General features: G+C 65.8%; 15 protein-coding genes. 12 read left to right on the forward strand and 3 right to left on the reverse strand.

What is annotated here, in order from left to right:
* Positions 1-20 precede the first annotated feature (20 nt).
* The 6 genes from HV765_RS01785 to HV765_RS01810 all read left to right on the forward strand — a co-directional run bounded on the left by HV765_RS01785 (position 21) and on the right by HV765_RS01810 (position 6,262).
* Positions 21-893, forward strand: a complete 873-nt coding sequence (locus HV765_RS01785; RefSeq protein ID WP_054427725.1) for an alpha/beta hydrolase family protein — start codon at positions 21-23, stop codon at positions 891-893.
* A complete protein-coding gene (locus tag HV765_RS01790) occupies positions 890-1,879 on the forward strand; it encodes an alpha/beta hydrolase family protein (protein WP_054427723.1) in 990 nt (329 codons plus the stop codon). Before HV765_RS01785 ends, HV765_RS01790 begins: the two co-directional genes overlap by 4 nt.
* On the forward strand, positions 1,879-2,757 hold the full coding sequence (locus HV765_RS01795; protein WP_175168570.1) for an alpha/beta fold hydrolase: 879 nt from the start codon (positions 1,879-1,881) through the stop codon (positions 2,755-2,757). The genes HV765_RS01790 and HV765_RS01795 overlap by 1 nt, the downstream gene beginning before the upstream one ends.
* 118 nt (positions 2,758-2,875) lie before the next feature.
* On the forward strand, positions 2,876-4,210 hold the full coding sequence (locus HV765_RS01800) for an MFS transporter (protein WP_054427717.1): 1,335 nt from the start codon (positions 2,876-2,878) through the stop codon (positions 4,208-4,210).
* Positions 4,207-5,226, forward strand: coding sequence for a histone deacetylase family protein (locus tag HV765_RS01805; protein ID WP_175168571.1), 1,020 nt, complete (start codon positions 4,207-4,209; stop codon positions 5,224-5,226). Before HV765_RS01800 ends, HV765_RS01805 begins: the two co-directional genes overlap by 4 nt.
* Before the next feature lie 64 nt (positions 5,227-5,290).
* Positions 5,291-6,262, forward strand: coding sequence for a LysR family transcriptional regulator (locus HV765_RS01810; protein ID WP_175168572.1), 972 nt, complete (start codon positions 5,291-5,293; stop codon positions 6,260-6,262).
* A 37-nt stretch (positions 6,263-6,299) separates the two neighbouring features.
* Here the strand turns inward: HV765_RS01810 and HV765_RS01815 are convergent, their stop codons facing one another.
* Positions 6,300-8,459: an ABC transporter permease subunit gene (locus HV765_RS01815; protein WP_175168573.1), complete on the reverse strand. Its 2,160-nt coding sequence runs from the start codon at positions 8,457-8,459 to the stop codon at positions 6,300-6,302.
* A gap of 123 nt (positions 8,460-8,582) precedes the next feature.
* Positions 8,583-9,620 carry an amino acid ABC transporter substrate-binding protein gene (locus HV765_RS01820; protein WP_054427714.1) on the reverse strand — a complete coding sequence of 346 codons (1,038 nt, stop codon included), beginning with the start codon at positions 9,618-9,620 and terminating at the stop codon, positions 8,583-8,585.
* Positions 9,621-9,789: 169 nt separating this feature from the next.
* Here HV765_RS01820 and HV765_RS01825 point away from each other — a divergent pair, with 169 nt between their 5' ends.
* The 3 genes from HV765_RS01825 to HV765_RS01835 are packed head-to-tail and all read left to right on the forward strand — an operon-like array spanning position 9,790 to position 13,083.
* On the forward strand, positions 9,790-10,929 hold the full coding sequence (locus HV765_RS01825; protein ID WP_175168574.1) for an aminotransferase class V-fold PLP-dependent enzyme: 1,140 nt from the start codon (positions 9,790-9,792) through the stop codon (positions 10,927-10,929).
* A 36-nt stretch (positions 10,930-10,965) separates the two neighbouring features.
* Positions 10,966-12,261, forward strand: coding sequence for an O-acetylhomoserine aminocarboxypropyltransferase/cysteine synthase family protein (locus tag HV765_RS01830; RefSeq protein ID WP_054427711.1), 1,296 nt, complete (start codon positions 10,966-10,968; stop codon positions 12,259-12,261).
* 3 nt (positions 12,262-12,264) lie between these two features.
* On the forward strand, positions 12,265-13,083 hold the full coding sequence (locus tag HV765_RS01835) for an alpha/beta fold hydrolase (protein ID WP_254600400.1): 819 nt from the start codon (positions 12,265-12,267) through the stop codon (positions 13,081-13,083).
* An 80-nt stretch (positions 13,084-13,163) separates the two neighbouring features.
* Here HV765_RS01835 and HV765_RS01840 read toward each other — a convergent pair whose 3' ends face one another.
* Positions 13,164-14,090, reverse strand: coding sequence for an AraC family transcriptional regulator (locus tag HV765_RS01840; RefSeq protein WP_254600401.1), 927 nt, complete (start codon positions 14,088-14,090; stop codon positions 13,164-13,166).
* 222 nt (positions 14,091-14,312) lie between these two features.
* Between HV765_RS01840 and HV765_RS01845 the strand changes: the two genes are divergently transcribed.
* From HV765_RS01845 to HV765_RS01855, 3 genes are read left to right on the forward strand one after another with little or no spacing between them, the layout of a single operon-like run.
* Positions 14,313-14,867, forward strand: a complete 555-nt coding sequence (locus HV765_RS01845) for a carboxymuconolactone decarboxylase family protein (protein WP_175168575.1) — start codon at positions 14,313-14,315, stop codon at positions 14,865-14,867.
* The gene (locus HV765_RS01850; protein WP_175169459.1) at positions 14,867-16,063 is read left to right on the forward strand and encodes an acyl-CoA dehydrogenase family protein; all 1,197 of its coding nucleotides are present in this window, start codon (positions 14,867-14,869) and stop codon (positions 16,061-16,063) included. The genes HV765_RS01845 and HV765_RS01850 overlap by 1 nt, the downstream gene beginning before the upstream one ends.
* Entirely contained in the window at positions 16,060-16,857 is a 798-nt protein-coding gene (locus HV765_RS01855) for an ABC transporter ATP-binding protein (protein ID WP_054427707.1), read from the forward strand. The genes HV765_RS01850 and HV765_RS01855 overlap by 4 nt, the downstream gene beginning before the upstream one ends.
* Positions 16,858-16,861 lie beyond the last annotated feature (4 nt).

Consider the following 16,861-nt stretch of genomic DNA (forward strand, 5'->3'; position numbering starts at 1 on the left):
ACGCAGCCAAGGAGGGCGGCATGCAGGAAGAGCAGAACATTCAAAGTGACGTGGTGCGTTTTGCGGCCAGCGACGGGCGAACATTGACGGGAACGCTCTACGCGCCAGCCGATTCGAATCAGCGCTGTGTGCTGTTAAATGGCGCCACGGCCGTCAAACGGGGCTATTACGACGCTTACGCCCGCTATCTGGCTGCGGCGGGATTCACCGTGTTGACGTACGACTACCGCGGCATTGGCGATTCCTGCGTACGTTCTGTCCAGCAAGAACCCGGAACGATGCGGCAGTGGGGCGAAGCGGATACCGCGGGCGCCATCGCCTTTCTGACGCAGCGCCATCCCGGCTACCGCCTGCTGGTGGTGGGCCATAGCGCGGGCGGACAGTTGTTCGGCTTGGCCGCCAACAACCGGCAGGCGGCGGGCATGTTGGCCGTTAGCAGTCAAAGCGGTTATTGGCGCTATTGGCCTTGGCCACGCCGCTTGGGGCTGGCCGCGCTTTGGTTTGCGGTGCTGCCGGTGTTGACGCGGCTCTGTTCGCGCTTTCCGGCCCGCCGTCTAGGGCTGGGCAGTTCGGATCTGCCACCAGGCGTGGCTCGGGAATGGGCGCGCTGGTGCCGCCATCCCGACTACATCGTCGATGAATCCGGGCAGCCGCTGCGGCAACACTTCAAGGCGTACAACGGCAATATTCTGGCCTACACCATCGAGGATGACTGGATGGCGCCTTCCGCTGCCGTTCACGCCTTGCTGGCGTTTTATGCGTCGGCCAATGTCGAAACCCGGCCGCTTGCCCCGTCGGCATTTGGCTTGAACGCGCTGGGGCATTTCGGCTACTTCCGCCGCGGCAGCCGGGCGCTGTGGCCCGCCGGGTCGGCCTGGCTGCTGGCGCAATGACGGCGCCCGCTTCTGCGCCACGCGCCTTGCGCATCCTGGCGGCGGACCAGTTCCCTCTAAGCGCGCATCACTACGCCGCGTGTGAGGGGGTGGCCATGCATCCGCCGCGCGTCGCTATTTTCCTGAATGCCACCGGCGCGTCGCAGGATCGCTTTCGTTCGTTAGCGGCCTATGTAGCGCAGTCGGGATGGCACGCGCTGACCTTCGATTACCGCGGCATTGGGCAGTCGGCAATTCCGCCAGGGATGGCGCAACGCGTGTCGATGCAGGCGTGGGGCGAACAGGACCTTGCCGCCATGATTGCGTGGGCAGACGCGGAATTCGGCCACCCACGCATTGCGTTGATCTGCCACAGCATCGGCGGCCAGATCGCCGCCTTGGCGCCCAACGCGCACCGGGTCGACGCGATGCTGGCGGTGGGATGCCAAAAGGGCTATTGGCGTTGGTGGCCCGACTGGCGCCGGTATGCGGTGCTGGCCTTCTTCCAGGGCGTGGTGCCGCTGTGCCTGGGCCTGTTCGGGCATGTGCCGCTGCAATGGATGGGGCTGCATCGGCTTGAGCGCGGCGTGGCCCGCGACTACGCGCGCTGGACGCTGAATGGCGGCTACACGGATGCGCAAGGCGGGCGGCTGGAGTCTGCGCATCGGCGCTTTCGGGCGCCGATCCTGTCGCTGAGTTTCGATGACGATGTCGTCTACGCACCCAAGCCCGCCGTGGACGCCTTGGTGGAGCACTTCTACGTGAACGCCGCCGTCATCCGCGCGCACTTAGTGGCCAGTGATGCCCGTGCGGCTTTTGACGTTCAAGCTGCCGGCCATGCGCGTGCCGCCTCCCGGCCCGGCCTGGGCCACTCCGGCTTCTTTGACCCCCGCCGTTGTGAGGAAGGGCTGTGGCGGGACTGTGTGCAATGGCTGTCTCACGTCGCGGATGGCGGGCATCCGCACGCGTTTGATTTTTGGCGCTTGCCGGCCAGCCGGTATCGGTGATGGCCCGATTCAGCCTGATGCTATGGGGCCGCCCGCGTTTGCCTGCGCATGCAGTGGGCCACATCATCGATTTGCCGCATACGCAGATTCGCGTCTTCGACAGCGGCAACGGTTCCGGCCGGGGCGCCTATGTGGTCGTGCCTGACCCGCCGAACGTCATCGAACATTGCCTGCCGCTGATACGCCGCGTGGCGGCGGGTCAACGCGTGGTGGCGTTTGAGCTGCCCGGTTTTGGCTATTCCCGGCCACGTCCCGGGTTTCGTTTCGGCCTGGCGAGCCAAAGCGCCACCCTGCATCAGTTGTTCGACCGCTTGGGGCTGACCGAGACCGTGCTGGATATGTCCTGCCTGGGCGCTTACGTGGGCCTGGATTTTGCCGCACGCCATCCCGAGCGCGTCAGGCACCTGATTCTTCAGCAGGCGCCGGCCTTGGCGGACGCGCAACGCTGGGCGCGGCGCGCGGATCTGCATGGGCTGATCCGCACGCCGTGGGTCGGCCAATGCTTCATGTGCGCGTTCCGGCGGCAAGCCACGCGGCATTGGTATGGGGCCGCCTTGCCCGCGGGGCATGACGATGCGCTGCGCCAGGCCTTCACCACGCCAGCCTTGCATGCCGTGGACGCTGGCGGCCTGTTTCTGCTGGCCGACGCCTACCAAGCGTTGTTGGCGCACCCCGCAGGCGCGAGCGCGCCGCCGCAACCGGTCACCGCCTTGTGGGGCGGGGCCGACCGCTCGCACGCCCACACGCCGCCAAAGTCCTTGCTGCATGACGTGCCCGCCGCAAGATGGGTGGCGTTTGACGACTGCGGACACTTCCCCGGGCTGGAAGCGCCCGCGCGTTTTGACGCGCTGCTCCGCGCGGCGTCGGTGCGAATTTAAGGGTTTTCACTCATTAGCCAAACGAATTCAGCGGATAAGAAATAAGAATTTTTCTTATGGTTTGGGCGGGGCTATAACGATCGTCTGCAAGACCTCAACTACGTAAAGAGAGATAAACATGAGGGGAAAACCCGTGACGGGCCACCAACCGGTGCGTGCGTCGACCGCCGCTTTTGTCGGCACGATGATCGAGTGGTACGACTTCTACATCTACGCGACCGCGGCCGCGCTGGTGTTCGGCAAGATCTTTTTTCCATCGGCCACCGGCTTCTACGGCACCTTGGCCGCCTTCGGCACATTCGCGGTGGGCTTCTTCGCCCGGCCGCTGGGCGGCGCCATCTTCGGCCACATTGGCGACAAGATCGGCCGCAAGAAATCGCTGGTGATCACCTTGGTGATGATGGGCACGGTAACCGTCTTGATCGGCCTGTTGCCCACCCACGCGTCCATCGGCATCTGGGCGCCCATCCTGCTGATCCTGCTGCGTATCGTGCAGGGGATCGCGGTGGGCGGCGAATGGGGCGGGGCGGTGCTGATGGCGGGCGAGCATTCGCCGGACCAAAGCAAGCGCACGTTCTTCGCATCGTTCGCCCAACTGGGCAGCCCGGCGGGCTTGATCCTGTCGATGCTGATGTTCAAGCTGGTGACGGGCCTGGACGACGAGGCGTTCCTGAGCTGGGGCTGGCGCGTACCGTTCCTGTTCTCGGCGGTGCTGCTGGTGGTGGGCTTCGTGATTCGCTTGAGCGTGAACGAATCGCCCGACTTCATCGCGGAAAAGGCAGCGCAGGCCAAGCGCGCCAACCCGGCCAAACCCGCCCAGGCCCCGCTTGCGCAGGTGCTGCGCGGCGCGCCCCGGCTGCTGATACTGGCGGTGGGCGCCAACGTGCTGGGCATTGCCGGCTTCTACTTCACCAACACGTTCATGATTGCGTACACCACGCAGTACGTGGGCTTGAACCGGGCGGTGATTCTGGATTGCCTGCTGGTCGTGTCGATCATGCAGTTCTTCATCACGCCGCTTGCGGCCTACATCGCCAGCCGCGTCGGCAACCTGCGGTTCCTGGGCGCGATGGCGTTCGTGTCGATCTTCACGCCCTACGCGATGTTCAACCTGGTCGACCAGGGCTCGCTTTCCAGTATTACGCTGGGGGTCGGCGTGGCGGTACTCTTCATGGGCGCCTACTACGCGGTCATCGCGGGCTATGTCAGCGACAGCTTTCCGACCGGCATCCGCTACACGGGCATCTCGATGGCCTACCAGTTGTCGGGCGCCATCTTCGGCGGTCTGACGCCCTTGCTTGGCACCGTGCTGGCGGAGAATTTCAAAGGGCAGTGGTGGCCGCTGGCGCTGCTGTTCTCGGCGATTTCGTTGCTTTCCCTGGTTTCCGTTCTGCTGCTGGGCAATGTTGGCCAGCGCACCGAGCAATTTCACCTGAAGGATCAGCAAGCATGAAGGCATTTTTTCACGACGACCAGAAGCTGCATCATCCGCAAACCTATTTTTCGCGCGGCAAGATGCGCACCCCGCAGGAAGTGCCGGCGCGTCTGGATGGCCTGGTGCAAGCGGCACGCAAGCTGGGCTTTGACGTGCAGACGCCCGCCGACCACGGGGCCGGCGCCATTTCGGCCGTGCACTCGCTGGACTATCTGCGCTTTCTGCAAAGCGCCCATGACGACTGGATGAAACTGCCGGGCGACTGGGGCGGCGAGGTCGTGTCGAATGTCTTCGTGCGCGAACCCAACGCGTTACGCGGCGTGCTGGCCAAGGCCGGGCGCTATCTGGCGGATGGCAGCTGCCCGGTCGGCCCGAACACGTGGCAGTCGGCGTATTGGTCGGCGCAATGCGCGGTGGCGGGCGCCGAAGCGCTGCTGGCGGGCGACCGCCACGCCTACGCGCTGTGCCGGCCGCCCGGTCATCATGCGCGCCGCGATGCCGCAGGCGGCTTCTGCTACCTGAACAATGCGGCCATCGCCGCGCAGCACTTGACGTCGCGCTATCCGCGCGTGGCCATCCTGGACACCGACATGCACCACGGCCAGGGCATTCAGGAAATTTTCTACGAGCGCAGCGACGTGCTCTACGTGTCGATCCACGGCGATCCCGAAAACTTCTACCCGGTGGTCGCAGGCTTTGAAGACGAGCGCGGCGCGGGCGAAGGCTACGGCTACAACATCAACCTGCCCATGCCGCACGGCTCGCCGGAATCCGTGTTCTTTGACCGCTTGACCCAGGCGCGCCAGGCCATCGACCTCTTTCAGCCGGATGCGCTGGTGCTGTCTTTGGGTTTCGATATCTTCGAGAAAGATCCGCAAGCCATGGTCAGCGTGACGGAAGACGGCTTTGAGCGCCTGGGCCGGGCGGTGGGCGGCATGCGTTTGCCGACCTTGATCGTGCAAGAGGGTGGCTACTATATTGAGGGCCTGGAATCCAACGCATCGCGGTTTTTCGCGGGGCTGACCGGCGCTTGACTCTTGGGGCGGCGGCCGGCTTGGGTTGGATTCAAATTTCTTACCCGCCGCCTTCCGGACCGCCATGCCCCAGCCTGCCCGCCGTACCCCTTCTGCGCTCTCGCTGGCGCCCGAACGCATGGACTGGAACCTGCTGCGCACGTTCATGTTTGTGGTGCAGGAACGCGGGGTGGGCAGGGCGGCGCAGGCGCTGCACCTGAGCCAGCCCGCGGTCAGCCAGGCGCTGAAGCGGCTGGAGGACGCGGTGGGCGGCATGCTGCTGCACCGGCGCAATGGCGAGTTCCGGTTGACGGGCTTGGGCGATGAAATCTACGCCATCGCCCGCGACATGTACGGCACCATGGCCCGCATTGAAAACGCCGCCACGCAAGACAAGGCCGAAGTGGCCGGCACGTTGCGGCTGCTGGTGATGAGCAAGGTCCAAAGCCCGGCCTATGACGACTTCCTGGCGCAATTTCATCGCCGCTATCCCAAGATTGAATTCCATATTGACGTGTTGCCCAGCGCCGTCATTCTGGACGCGCTGGCCAAGCGAGTGCCCGCGCTGGGCATCTGTTTGTGCCGCAAGCCGGTTGAAGGCCTGGAACGTCGGCTCTTTCTTCGGCATCACTATGCGGTGGTCTGCGGCCGGCACCACCCGCTGTTCTCAAAGCAGCGCATCAGCATCGAAGACCTGATGGACCAGAATTTCGTGTGCTTCGCCAGCGACCAGATCGGCGACACCTTGTCTCCGCTGACCATCTTCCGCGACCAGCAGGGCTTCACGGGCCGCATCGTGGGCACGTCGCCCAACATCGAAGAGGTCCGCCGGATGGTGGTGGCGGGCATCGGGCTGAGCTTTCTGCCCGAGCACCTGATCCGCCAGGACGTCATGAGCGGCGAACTGCGGCGCCTGCCGCCGGCCGAATCCGTGGCCGAGATCGACGTGTTTCTGACCTGGCACAAGCAACGCAAACTGACGGCGGTGGAAGGGGCGTATCTGGCCGCCTTCGACCGCTTCCTGGCCCGCACGCCGCTGGATTCGCGGGCGGGCTGAACCCGCGGTAGGACGAGCGCGTAACGTCTGGCCCCATCTACCCGCCGCGCGTTTCCATGCGCCGCGCAACGCGCGTCAACGCCAGGCTGGCCACGAAGTACAACAGCGCCACCGCCAGATAAACCTCGACGTGATAGGGCCGCCAGTCCGTGCCGGCCACCACCGCTTTGGCCGCGCCCAGCACGTCGAACACACCGATGATGCTGACCAGCGACGTGTCTTTCACTGCGCCCACGAACACGCCCAGCGCGGCGGGCGCGGCGATGCGGCGCGCTTGCGGCCAGATGACCGTGGCGTACGCGGTGGCGGGGCGCATGCCCAACGCGCGTGCGGCCATCATCTGGCCCGGCGGAATGGCTTGCAGCGCGCCGCGCAAGACTTCGGCCAGCAGGCAGGCGGTGTGCAAGGTCAGCGCGGCCAGCGCCATGCTGAACTTGGATACGCCGCCACCCAGCAACATCGGCAATACAAAGGACGCGAACAGCAGCTGCGTGACCAACGGCACGCCGCGTACCGCTTCGATCAGCCCAGCGGCCGCCAGCGACCCCGCGCGGCTGCCTGAGCGGCGCAACAACGCCAGCGCAAAGGCCAACGGCACGGCGGCGGCCAGCGCAGCGATGGCCAGGATCAGTGTGACAAGCAAGCCGCCCCAACGCTGCGGACCGATCAGCGCGCCGCCCCAAGGCCAGCCGGTCAACGCGGCCACCACCACCGCCAGCAGGGCAATCAACAAGGCCCCGCGTATCTGGGCGGGCAGGCCGCGCACGCCGAGCGTCAGCGCGATGCCGGCCAGCAGCGCCGCGCAGGCGGCCAGCGCCGGGCCTCGGTCGGCCTCGGCCATGGTGCCGAAGAACAGCAGCGGCAGGTTTTCTCCCACCGCGGCCCAGCACGCGCCCGCCGCGTTGGCGCAAGCGGCGGGGCCGCCTTGCCACACCGCGCGTACCACGGCCCAGTCCAGCAAGGCCCACGCTGCGGCCGCCAACAGCACGGCCATCGCGGTAGAGGCCAGCTTGCCGCGCCAGGGGCGCCGTTCGCCATCGGCCGCATTCCACAACGGCCGGTCGCCCAGCCGCGCGCCATGCGTGTCGCCCGGCCCGTGGCGCGTGTTGCGCGCGTTCCAGGCCGATAGCCCGCCGCCCAACGCTAGCGCCAACGTCAGATACACCGCCACCGCCAGCGCAATGCCTTCCAGCGCCAAGCCGGTCTGCGTGATGGCGGTGTTGATGACCGCCATCAATTCCTGATAGCCAATCGCGATGGCCAATGTGCTGTTCTTCACCAGCGACAGGCACTGGTTGGCATAGGGCGGAAGCGCCACGCGAGCGGCATACGGCGCGATCACCAGCCGCAGCACGGCGCGCGGCGTCAGGCCCATTGCCTGGCCGGCTTCCACCAGCCCGATCGGCACGGCGCGCACGGCGGCGCGGACGATGTCGGCAATGTAGGCCGCATGAAACACGACCAAGCCGATCAGCAACGCCGCGAATTCAATGCTGGGTTGCCAGCCGCCTTGCAAGCCCAGGCCACGCTTGATGGGCAAGTCGATGTGGATAGCGGGTAGCAGCGCCCAGGCCAACGCGGCGATGGCAAGGGAAGCGTAGACGGCCGGGTTGCCAACGCGCCGCCGCGCACGCCAGCCGACCATCAGCGCCACCGCCAAGACTACGGCATAAGGCAGCCAGCCTTGCAAGGCTGGCAGGGCCAATCCGCGATTGGACAGCAGCACGTGTGGCAAGGGTTGCCATGCCTGGCGCACGTCTGGCAGGCGCAGCAGCAGGCCGTACCAGACGAACAGCTGCAACAGCACGGGCGTGTTGCGCAGCGGCGCAATGATGACGGCGGCGCAACGGGCGGCCAGCGGATGCGACGACAAGCGCATCAGCCCCAGCGCAATGCCCAAGCCGGTCGCCAGCGGAATGGCGACGGCGGCCACCGTCAGCGTGTTGACGAGACCCGCCGCAATCGACATCCAGTACGGATCATCGGGCGTTACGCCGAGCAGGCTTTCCGAAATTCGAAAGCCTGCTGGCTGGAATAGAAAGCCGAATCCGCCCTGGATACCGCGCGCGGTCTGCACGGATTCAATGTGCAGCAGCAGCGTGGCGGCCATGCCGCCCAGCACCAGAATCCAGGCAAGCGAGGGCAGCCAGCGGCGCAGCAGCGACGGGGCGGGCAGGGGAAGGGTAAGTGCAGTCATGGTGGTCGTGATGCCTGACAACAGAAGCAGGTCGGGCGCGGGGCGCTCGTACGTCGGCGCGGGGCGCGGAGCCAATGCAAAAGGCGGGCCATTGGCCCGCCTGCCGCGTTCAGGAAGTCACGCTCATTGGAAGGGGGGCGAATACAGCAGGCCGCCCTTGTTCCATTGCGCGTTCAGGCCGCGGTCCAGCTTCAGCGGCGTGGCTGCGCCCAGGTTGCGGTCCCAGACTTCGCCATAGTTGCCCACGGCCTTGATGGCGTTCTTCGCCCAGCTTTCGTCCAGGCCAAAGCTCTTGCCGATGCCGGGGTCCACGCCCAACAGGCGGCGCACTTGGGCGTCGGTGCTTTGCGCCTGGCTGTCGGCGTTCTTCGACGTGATGCCCAGTTCTTCGGCGGCGACCAGCGCGTTCACCGTCCACCGCACAATCGACGCCCAGTTGGGGTCGTCCTGCCGCACGAAAGGGCCTAGCGGCGACTTGTTGATGCGTTCGGGCAGGATGACAAAGTCGTCCGGCTTGGCAGCACGCGCGGCGCGGCTGGCGGCAAGCGTGGACGCATCCGACAAGTACACGTCGCAGCGGCCAGCGTAGAAGGCTTGTTCCAGTTCCACCAGGTTTTCGATCACCACCGGGCGGTACGTGAGCTTGTTCTTCTTGAAGTAGTCGACCAGGTTTTGCTCGTTCACCGTGCCGGGCTGCACGCAGACTTGCGCGCCATCCAGTTCGGCCGCGCTCTTCACGCCCAGCTTGCGCGGCACCAGGAAGCCTTGGCCGTCATAGAACACGATGCCGGCGGACGTAATGCCCAGCCCCGCATCGCGGCCCGACGTGATGGTGGTGTTGCGGTTCAACACATCGATCTCGCCGGACTGCAAGGCGGGAAAGCGTTGCTGCGAGCTCAGCGGCACGAAGCGCGTTTTCTCGGCGTCGCCCAAGACGGCGGCGGCAAGCGCGCGGCACAGGTCCGCGTCCAGGCCCGTCCAGCGGCCTTGCTTGTCGGCAATCGACAAACCGGCCGAACCTTGGCTGACGCCGCACACGAGTTCACCGCGTTTCTTGATGGTGTCGACCGTGCCGGCATGCGCGGCGCCTGTTGTTGCCGCGCCCGCAATCGCCAACGCGGCGGCCACGCCAGCCGTCTTGAGTAGAGGATTCAATCGCATGCCGTTCCCGTATTGTTTGTATGCAAGAAAGGCATGAATTCTAGGGGCGGGCAGGCGTTCGCAGAGCGACTATATGGTCATATGAATATAAGAACTAAGCCTTATCCAGATGCGCGTCATATACCTAGAATTCCGCCATACCAAGTTGGAATCACAGAGAAGGTTGCGCATGAGCTGGCAGGACGAATTCAGGCAGTTGTTTCCCATCACGCGTGACAAGGCCTACGCCAATATTGCCTACACCAGCCCGTTGTCGCCCAAGGTGGCTGACGCGGTGGCCGGCTTCTTTGACAGCATTACTTATGCCCGCAGCGACAAGCCGCAATGGCTGCGCGATGCCGACGCCTTGCGCGTGCGTCTGGCCCGCCTGATTGGCGGGGACGCGCGCCGCCTGGCCTTCACCAAGAACACCACTGAAGGGTTGAACACGGTGGCGCAAGGCCTGGCCTGGCAAGACGGCGACAACCTGATCGTGGATGATCAGGAACACCCCACCAACGCCTTGCCCTGGCTGAACCTGCGCCGTCGCGGCGTGCAGGTGCGCGTGGCCCAGGCGACGTCGCATCGCTATACGGTGGATGATCTGTGGCAGCACGTGGATGCGCGCACGCGTTTGATCGCGGTGTCGTGGGTGCAGTACGGCACCGGCTTGCGTACCGACATCGTCGAGCTCGGCCGCCGCTGCGCCGAACGCGGCATCTGGCTGATCGTGGACGGTATCCAGGGTGCAGGCCTGTTGCGCGCCAAGGTCGACGAATGGAAAGTGGACGCGTTTGCCTGCGGCGCGCACAAAGGCATGCTCGGCCCCTTGGGCGTGGGCTTGTTGCACGTGTCGCCCAAGCTGCTGGACGCGCTGGACCCCTTGTACGTGGGGCCATCTGGCGTCACCACCTTGGACAAGTCCGGCCTGCAATGGCAGGTGGGCGTGTCGGATGCCGGGGACGCGCGCCGGCTGGAAACCGGCAACCTGAACTACCCCGGCATCGCCGGTTGGGCAGGTGCGCTGAGCTTGATCGAAGGCGCGCAGCCGGATCGCATCGAACCCTGGGTGCTGGAATTGTCGCAAGCGCTAAGTGAAGGCTTGCGCGCGCAGGGCGTGCAGGTGGTGTCGCCGCCTGACGCCGAATTGCGCAGCACCACCACCGCCGTGCGCGTGGCGGACCCCGCCGCCGCCCTGGCGCACCTGACCCGCGAAGGCGTGGTGGCCAGCGTAGTGGAGTATGGTTACGTGCGCCTGTCCGTCGGCGCCTATAACAATCACGAAGACATCGAACGCATCTTGCGCGCCGCGCGCGTCTTGGCCGTTTGATTCGCTTTATCAAATTCGTATTTTCTGGAGAGACACATGACTGAACCGAAGAAGCCCAATTGGCGCCTGGAAACCGTGGCCGTGCATGGCGGCTACCGCCCCGATCCCACGACCCGCGCCGTGGCCGTACCCATTTACCAGACGGTTGCCTACGCGTTCGACGACACGCAGCATGGCGCCGACCTGTTCGACCTGAAGGTGCCGGGCAACATCTATACCCGCATCATGAACCCCACAACCGACGTGCTGGAGCAGCGCGTGGCGGCCCTGGAAGGCGGCATCGCCGCGCTGGCGCTGGCCTCGGGCCAGGCCGCCGTCACCTACGCCATCCTGACCATTGCCGAAGCGGGCGACAACATCGTGTCGTCCAGCACGCTGTACGGCGGCACCTACAACCTGTTCGCGCACACGCTGCCGCAATACGGCATCACCACGCGCTTTGCCAGCCCCAGCGACCTGGCCGCATTCGAATCGCAGATTGATGACCGCACCAAGGCCATCTTCGCGGAATCGGTCGGCAACCCCTTGGGCAACATCACCGACATCGCCGCGTTGGCCGACATCGCTCACCGCCATGGCCTGCCGCTGATTGTCGACAACACCGTGCCGTCGCCGTACCTGCTGCGCCCGATCGAACACGGTGCGGATATCGTCGTGCAGTCGCTGACCAAGTACCTGGGCGGCCACGGCACAAGCCTGGGCGGCGCCATCATTGATTCGGGCAAGTTCCCGTGGGCCGAACACAAGGCCCGCTTCAAGCGCCTGAACGAGCCGGACATCAGCTACCACGGCGTGGTCTATACCGAAGCCTTCGGAGCCGCCGCCTACATTGGCCGCGCGCGCGTGGTGCCGCTGCGCAATACGGGCGCCGCGATCTCGCCGTTCAACTCGTTCCAGATTCTGCAAGGCATCGAAACGCTGGCGCTGCGCGTGGACCGCATCGTTGAAAACGCCGTCAAGGTTGCTACCTTCCTGCGTGAGCATCCGAAGGTGGAATGGGTCAACTACGCGGGGCTTGCCGATCACCCCGACCACGCCCTGGCGCAGAAATACCTGGGCGGCAAGGTGCCGGGCCTGTTCACGTTCGGCGTGAAGGGCGGCCGCGACGCCGGTGCGCGCTTCCAGGACGCGCTGCAACTGTTCACGCGACTGGTCAACATCGGTGACTCGAAGTCGCTGGCCACGCACCCGGCTTCCACCACGCACCGCCAATTGAATCCCGAAGAACTGCAAAAGGCCGGCGTGCGCGAAGAGACCGTTCGCTTGTCGATCGGTATTGAACACATCGACGATTTGATCGCCGACCTGGAACAGGCATTGGCGCAGGTTTAAAGCATGACGATGATTCCCCGCAGGACCCTGTTGAAACTGGCCGCCGGGCTGCCGGCCCTGGCGGCGGGCGCTTCGGCGCTAGCCGCCAACCCGGCCAAGAAGGCCAAGACGTATGTGCTGGCCCATGGCTCGTGGCATGGCGGCTGGTGCTGGCGCCCGGTGGCCGACCGCCTGCAAGCGGCGGGCCATCGCGTCTACGCGCCCAGCTATACCGGCATGGGCGACCGCGCGCATTTGCTGAACAAGAACATCACCATCGACACCTTCGTCGAAGACCTGGTGCAGGTCATCGAAACGCAAGAGTTGAACGATGTGATTCTGGTGGGCCACAGCTTCGGCGGCATTCCCATCAGCGGCGTGGCCGACCGAATCCCTGAGCGCCTGGCGCACCTGGTGTACTTCGACGCCATCGTGCTGCAAAGCGGCCAGGATGCGTTTTCGGTGTATCCGAAGGCGGATGCCGATGCGCGTATCGCTGCCGCGTCCAAGGCCACGGGGGGTTTGGCGGTGCCGATTCCTGATCCGATACCCGCTGCGTGGGGGTTCACCCCGGGCAGCGCGGATTACGAATGGGTGAAGCGCCGGTTGACGGCGCATCCGCTGGCCAGCTACACCACGCCGCTGACGTTGAAGCACCCCATTGGCAACGGCCGCCCGCGCACGTACATCCATTGCACGCAGCCTGAATTGGCGGTGCTGGAGGAATCACGCAAGCTGGTGAAGTCGCAGCAAGGGTGGAAGTGGGTGGACATCGCCGCGCCGCACGAAGCCCACATCACGCATCCCGGCTTGCTGGCCGATCTGTTGCTGGGTTTGGGGTAAGGCGAAGGCGCGATAACGCTAAGGCGAGCGCCAGCAGGCGAGCGCCAAGGCAAGCGCCAAGGCAAGCGCCGGCGCTATTGCTAGCGCTTGCGCAAGGCCGAGGGCGCCACGCCCTCGGTCCGTTGAAACACCCGGCTGAACGCGGCTTGCGATTGATAGCCCACGCGTTCAGCCGCATCCTGAATTCCCATCCCCTGGCTCAAATGACGGCGCGCGACGCGCATGCGCAGCAGCTGCAGCAATTGCGCGGGCGTGGTGCCGCTTTGCAGCGTGAAGCGCCGGTGAAACGTGGCTTTGGACATGTGCAGGCGGTCTGCCATGTCTTGCATGCTCCAGGGCGCGGCGGGGTCCGCCAGAATGGCTTGCAGCAGGCTGGCCATGGCGGGGTCGCGCGCCAGCACGAACAGGCCGTAGGCCTGGCGGTCATGCAGCGCCAGATGGCGCAGCATGAAGAAGATCAGCAGATCAGTCAGCCGCTCCAGCACCACGGGCGAGCCGCCCGGCGGTTGCGACGTTTCCGCCAGAATCAAATCGAACACGCCGCGCGCGGTGCGAAAGCGTTCGTCTTCGGCGCGCAGCATCAGGTAGTCGGGCAGGGTGTCGGCCAACAAATCGGCCAGGCCCGGCCGGAATTGAAAGAAGCCGCAAGCCAGCCCCGTGCTGTCTGCTTGCCGCGGCAATAGCGGCTCCATGACGCGGCACAGCGCCGTGCCGGGCGCCGGGGCGTCAAGCGGCGTCAACGCGTGCGGGATGTCGCGCAGGAAGAAAATGCCGTCGCCCGCGGCGAGCGTCAGCGCGTCTAGCTCAATGCCGTGGGCATCCAGCAGCGCCACCCGGCAGCGGCCATGCAGGATCAAATGAAAGCTGGCACGCGCCCGCCCGCTGGTGCTGGCGGACCAATTGCCGCAATACTGCCCCAGGTGATACAAGCTGGATTGCACTTCCAGGCTGGACAACAGCAGCGCATCAACAGCGGCTTGATCGGTATGGGGAGCGTCGTTGGGCAAGATGAATAAGCTGGGCGGTAGCGGTGAACGTGAACTGATCGGGTCCGATGACCGTAGCAGTTTGCGAGCATGATGGCGGACGAAACGCGGGTGGTAATTCTGGTTATAAGCGAATAGCTGAAAGTCGATAAGATCGAGCATCAAGTTGCGATCTTCGCGCATTGTCGCTTGTGGCCGGCCGCCCGCACAATATGGTTTTCAACGATACCCCAGGAGATCTTCATGGCCCGTTTGCCCGTCCATACCGCGCAAAGCGCTCCCGAACCCACGCGCGCCGCGCTGGCCGCTGCGGAGCAGGGCGCCGGATACCTGTCGAACCTGCTGGGCGTGCTGGCCAATGCGCCGGTGGCGCTGGAGGCCTATCAAACGCTGTCGCAGCTGAATGCGCGCGCCGGGCTTACCTTGCAGGAACGCGAAGTGGTGCAACTGGTGGCGGGCACGCGCCACGGCTGCACGTTCTGCGTGGCGGGGCACACGGCCATTGCGCGCAACAAGGCGCGGCTGTCGCCTGAAGTGATTGAGGCGTTGCGCGCTCAAGGCGTGTTGCCGGATGAACGCCTGCAAGCGCTGGCGGCCTTTACCGAAGCGGTGATCCTGACGCGCGGCCGTGTCACCGACGACACGCTGCAAGCCTTGCGCGATGCCGGCTTCACGGACGGCAATGCGTTGGAAGTGATCGTGGGCGTGGGGTTGGCCACGATCTGCAATTTTGGCAATAACCTGGCGCAGACGCCGTTGAACGATCAGCTGCGTGACTACGCCTGGAGCGGCGCGTGATGACGGCGCAAGCGCTGCACACAGAAGCGAACTGGCGCTTGCCGCAGGATCTGGCGGCATGGCTCACGCAGCATGCCGACGCCTTGGACGACGGCAGCCATGACGCGGCCACGGTGCTGCCCAAGCTGGCCGCGGCCGGCGTGTTCCGCATTGGCGTGCCGCAGGCGCTGGGCGGCCAGCCCGGCACTGATATTGGCGACGCCATCGAAGCGGTATCGCAAGTGGCCGAACACTCGGTCGCCAGCGCCTTTGTGGCGTGGGGCCAGCGGGTGTTTATCGAATACCTGTTGCGCAGCCCGAACACGGTGCTGGCAGAGCGCTGGCTGACACCGCTGCTGACGGGCGAACAAGCCGGAGCCACCGCGTTGTCGAACGCGATGAAGTTCCTGAGCGGCATTGAATCGCTGCAAATCAGTGCGCGGGAATCCGACGGCCACTGGGTGCTGGACGGCCGCATGCCGTGGGTCACCAATCTGCGGCCACAGGGTTTTTTGGTCGCGGCTGCCGTGACCGCGCCCGATGGCACGCCCGCCGTGGTGGCGCTGCCCAACGATATCGCGGGCCTGACGCGCAGCCCGGATCTTTCCTTGATGGCCTTGCAGTCCAGCAACACGGCTGCGCTGGAGGTGCAGGGCGTGCGCATCGGGCCGGAATGGCTGATCCACGCCGATGCGCGGCAGTATCTGCCCGGCGCGCGTCCGGCGTTCGCGGGGCTGCAATGCGGTTTGTCCATCGGGCTGGCGCGGCGCGCTTTGGACGCCGCGGCGCAGACCGGGCAGGGCCAGGCCTCGCGCGGCATTTTGGGCGAGCCGCTGGCCGCGTTGCGGGCGCAAGTGGAAGCGTTAAGCGCCAGCTTGATTGCCGGGGTGCGCAGCGGACGCTTCGTGACCGAGCCTTGGGCCTTGTTTGAAATCCGCATCGCATTGGCCGATGCCGCGCATCAGGCGGTGCAACTGGAGCTGCAAGCCAGCGGCGGCGCGGCCTATTTGAAACCGGCAGGCGCCAGCTTTGCCCGGCGTTGGCGTGAAGCGGCGTTCCTGCCCATCGTCACGCCCAGCCTTGTGCAATTGAAAACCGAGCTGGCCAAACGGCAGGCCAAGCTGGCCGCCGAGGCGGCGGGAGCCGGCGTAGCGGGTGCAGGGCGGCAAGCGGCCCAAGCGTCTACCGTGGCGCCACAGGCGGGAGCCACCGCGTGACGGCGGGCGCGCCGCCGGTGTTGCAGGCGCGCGGCCTGGCCTTGCGCTATCCGGCTGCGCCGGCGCCGGTCTTTCAAGACGTGGACCTGGACTTGGCGCGCGGGGAAGTCGTGGCGGTGCTGGGGGCAAGCGGCGCGGGCAAGTCCAGCCTGCTGCGCGTGCTGGCGGGCTTGCAGTCCGCCACGGCGGGTTCGCTGCGCATGGAAGGCGCGCCGCTGAATGGCGTGCATCCGCGCGTGGCCGTGGCGTTTCAGGACCCTAGCCTGTTGCCGTGGCTGTCGCTGGAACGCAATGTGGCGTTCGGGCTGGACTTCAAGCATCAGCCCGCGCTGACGGACGCGCAGCGCCGCGCGCGCGTGGACCAGGCCATCGAAGAAGTTGGGTTGTCGCATGCGCGGCATATGCGCCCGGCGCAATTGTCGGGCGGCATGGCGCAGCGCACGGCTTTGGCGCGCTGTCTGGCGCGCCAGCCGTCGGTGCTGCTGCTGGACGAACCGTTCGGCGCGTTGGACGAAGTTACCCGCAGCGACATGCAGGGGTTACTGCGCAAGGTCGTGGCCGACTTCAACACCGCCGCCGTGCTAATCACCCACGATATTGACGAAGCCCTGGTGCTGGCCGACCGCATTGTGCTGCTGGGCGGCGCGCCCGGCCGCATCCTGGGCACGTGGCAGGTGGACCTGCCGCATCCGCGCGCCGACCTGCTGTCTGAAATGGGCGCGCTGCGCCTGGAAATCCTGACCCGTCTGCGCAGCGCGCTGCGGGCCGGGCGTATTGACGCCGTACCGGCCTGACCGG

The sequence above is a fragment of the Achromobacter kerstersii genome, from assembly GCF_902859595.1.
Lineage (GTDB): Bacteria > Pseudomonadota > Gammaproteobacteria > Burkholderiales > Burkholderiaceae_B > Achromobacter > Achromobacter kerstersii.

Coding starts and splice junctions, on each gene's coding strand:
- HV765_RS01810 (WP_175168572.1), top strand. CDS start 5,291: ATGCCCCAGCCTGCCCGCCGTACCCCTTCTGCGCTCTCGCTGGCGCCC.
- HV765_RS01805 (WP_175168571.1), top strand. CDS start 4,207: ATGAAGGCATTTTTTCACGACGACCAGAAGCTGCATCATCCGCAAACC.
- HV765_RS01835 (WP_254600400.1), top strand. CDS start 12,265: ATGACGATGATTCCCCGCAGGACCCTGTTGAAACTGGCCGCCGGGCTG.
- HV765_RS01825 (WP_175168574.1), top strand. CDS start 9,790: ATGAGCTGGCAGGACGAATTCAGGCAGTTGTTTCCCATCACGCGTGAC.
- HV765_RS01830 (WP_054427711.1), top strand. CDS start 10,966: ATGACTGAACCGAAGAAGCCCAATTGGCGCCTGGAAACCGTGGCCGTG.
- HV765_RS01790 (WP_054427723.1), top strand. CDS start 890: ATGACGGCGCCCGCTTCTGCGCCACGCGCCTTGCGCATCCTGGCGGCG.
- HV765_RS01845 (WP_175168575.1), top strand. CDS start 14,313: ATGGCCCGTTTGCCCGTCCATACCGCGCAAAGCGCTCCCGAACCCACG.
- HV765_RS01820 (WP_054427714.1), bottom strand. CDS start 9,620: ATGCGATTGAATCCTCTACTCAAGACGGCTGGCGTGGCCGCCGCGTTG.
- HV765_RS01850 (WP_175169459.1), top strand. CDS start 14,867: ATGACGGCGCAAGCGCTGCACACAGAAGCGAACTGGCGCTTGCCGCAG.
- HV765_RS01795 (WP_175168570.1), top strand. CDS start 1,879: ATGGCCCGATTCAGCCTGATGCTATGGGGCCGCCCGCGTTTGCCTGCG.
- HV765_RS01815 (WP_175168573.1), bottom strand. CDS start 8,459: ATGACTGCACTTACCCTTCCCCTGCCCGCCCCGTCGCTGCTGCGCCGC.
- HV765_RS01800 (WP_054427717.1), top strand. CDS start 2,876: ATGAGGGGAAAACCCGTGACGGGCCACCAACCGGTGCGTGCGTCGACC.
- HV765_RS01785 (WP_054427725.1), top strand. CDS start 21: ATGCAGGAAGAGCAGAACATTCAAAGTGACGTGGTGCGTTTTGCGGCC.